Consider the following 1,981-nt stretch of genomic DNA (forward strand, 5'->3'; position numbering starts at 1 on the left):
GCGGTCCCCCCCCCCGTCCGGGGCGGCTCGTCACGGACGGGGACGGGGCCGTGACGATCGTCATCGGGCCAGGACCTTGTCGGGGCCGCCGACGGCCGACGGCAGCGCCTTGGCGTAGCTCGCGGTGGCCTCCTCAGGGCTCTGGGAGCCGGTCGTGACCGCCTCCATGGCCTCCTGGACCTGAGCGGACACCTTGGGGTACGCCTCGAAGGCCGGCCGGTAATGGGTGACGGAGGCCAGGTCGGTGAAGAACTTGATGCTCGGGTTCTCGGCGTTGTACTTGGGGTCGGCGGCCACGTCCTTGCGGGCGGCCAGGTCACCCGTGCCCACCGAGTACGTCATCGAGTTCTCCTTGTTGGTGGCCGTCGTGATGAAGTCGAACGCCTCCTGCTTGTTCTTCGTGTAGGCGCTCATCGCCATCACCCAGCCGCCGGACATGCTGACCGCGCCCGGCGCCTCGCCGTTCTGCGTCGGCATGGCCGTCCAGCCCATCTTGTCCTTCCACTCCGGCCACGGCTTGGTGCTGGTCGGCTTCCACGCCGCCCCGGTCCACGCCCCGTCGAGCGCGATGCCCAGCTTGGCGTTCGGGAACCACTCGTAGTTGTTCTTGTCGGCGAGCTTGGAGTTGTGGGCGTCGGCCTGCTTCGGGCCCAGCTCCTCGCGGTAGATGGTGTTGATGAAGGTCAGGGCGTCGGTGAAGTTCTTGCCTCCGGCCACCCACTTCTTCTGCGTCTCGTCGTAGAGGGTGCCGCCCGGCGTGCCGTACAGGAGCATCTCGAAGCCCTGCATGGTCGACGCCTCGCCGTGGATCTTCGTGGAGTACATGCTGAAGGGGACGACGCCGGGGAGCTTCTGCTTGATCGTGCGGGCCGCCGTCAGCACGTCGTTCCAGGTCTTCGGCTCCCACGGGACCGGGAGCCCGGCCTTGGCGAAGACGTCCTTCTGGTACCAGAGGCCGCGCGTGTCCGTGCTGATCGGCACGCCGTAGATCTTGCCGTCGCCGCCCTTGGCGGCCTGCTTGACCGAGTCGGGGAACTGGGTGCTCCAGTCGGGCCACTTGGCCAGGTAGTCGTCGAGCGGGGCCAGCTTGCCGGCCGCGACGTCCGCGTTGACCTGGAACGTGTCGTGGTAGTAGAGGTCGGGCGCGGAGTCGGGGGAGCGGTTGAGGAGTGCCAGCTTCGTGTAGTACGCCTCGTTGTTGCCCTGGACGGGGGTGAGCTTGATCTTGACGCCGGGATGGGCGGCTTCGTACTGCTTCTTCGCGTTGCCGAGCATCTTCTCCAGATGCGGCCACGTCGGCTCGACCTTGTAGAGGACCTCGAGTTCCTTGCCGCTGCTGGAGGTGTCTTGTGAGGCACCGCACCCGGCGACGGCTGTCAAGAGGAGGAGGGAACCGGCCAGCGCACGTTTCATCACGGTCTCCCCGTGTTTCCTTGGGTTTGCCCGTGAACGTAAATCAATTTGATTTACTAAGTCAACACTCTGTGGTGATATTGCTCACATGCGACGCGGCACGAACCTGCCGGAAGTGGGGAGCTACAACCGAGCCGTGGTCCTGGAGGCGATCCAGGTGTCCGACGGCATCAGCCGGGTCCAGATCGCCGCCCGCACCAGGCTGACCGCGCAGACCGTATCGGTGATCGTGCGCAGGCTGCTGGAGGAGGGGCTCGTCGTGGAGGACGGGTCCGTGCCGTCACGCGGCGGCAAGCCGCGCACGATCCTGCGCGTGGACCCCGGCGCCGGATACGCGGTCGGGGTGCACTTCGACCCCAAGGAGCTCTCGTGCGTGCTGGCCGACCTGGCGGGGCGGCCGGTCGCACGGCTGCACCTGCCCGTGCGGCCCGGGCTCGAGCCCGAGTCGGTGATCCGGCAGATGGCCAGGGCGGCGCGGCGGATCCTGCGGGAGACGGGGGTGGCGGACGACAAGGTGATCGGGGTGGGCCTGGCCTGCCCGGGGCCGCTGGACCGGGACGGCGTCATG

2 protein-coding genes are annotated in these 1,981 nt (G+C 67.8%); one reads left to right on the forward strand and one right to left on the reverse strand.

Annotation, left to right across the window (positions count from 1 at the left end; all coding sequences use genetic code 11):
- Positions 1-60: 60 nt before the first annotated feature.
- Positions 61-1,413: an extracellular solute-binding protein gene (locus tag AB0J09_RS63545; protein WP_360714043.1), complete on the reverse strand. Its 1,353-nt coding sequence runs from the start codon at positions 1,411-1,413 to the stop codon at positions 61-63.
- An 88-nt stretch (positions 1,414-1,501) separates the two neighbouring features.
- Between AB0J09_RS63545 and AB0J09_RS63550 the strand changes: the two genes are divergently transcribed.
- Positions 1,502-1,981: MarR family transcriptional regulator (locus AB0J09_RS63550; RefSeq protein ID WP_360714045.1), on the forward strand; the 480-nt coding region annotated here is incomplete at its 3' end.

The organism is Nonomuraea sp. NPDC049784 (genome assembly GCF_040659615.1).
GTDB lineage: Bacteria > Actinomycetota > Actinomycetes > Streptosporangiales > Streptosporangiaceae > Nonomuraea.

What these genes read in the sequence shown, in the direction of transcription:
- AB0J09_RS63545 (WP_360714043.1), bottom strand. Translation starts at nt 1,413, where the DNA reads ATGAAACGTGCGCTGGCCGGTTCCCTCCTCCTCTTGACAGCCGTCGCC.